Source organism: Sedimentibacter sp. B4, from assembly GCF_000309315.1.
GTDB classification, from domain to species: domain Bacteria; phylum Bacillota; class Clostridia; order Tissierellales; family Sedimentibacteraceae; genus Sedimentibacter; species Sedimentibacter saalensis.
In genome coordinates, this window is sequence record NZ_CANG01000265.1 from 1 (window position 1) to 241 (window position 241).

Consider the following 241-nt stretch of genomic DNA (forward strand, 5'->3'; position numbering starts at 1 on the left):
CCGCTCGTCGTCGAGGGCCACCTCCATCACGAGGACGCCGTCGGCCATGCCCTGCCTGGCGAGGTTGCGTACCTCCTTGGCCTGCTCCGTGCGGAAAGGCCACAGCACCAGCTGGTAGCCGAGTTCCCTGGCCCGCTCGGCGGCGGCGTGGACGAACTCGCCGCCGGTTCCGCCGATCCCGCTCTCGACCTCGGGGTAGATCAGCGCGATCACGTTGCTGCGGCGCGAGGCCAGCGAGCGG

General features: G+C 71.4%; 1 pseudogene. It reads right to left on the reverse strand.

Going from position 1 to position 241, the window contains the following annotated elements:
- A pseudogene (locus BN358_RS26295) lies at positions 1–241 on the reverse strand (LacI family transcriptional regulator); the annotation flags it as partial.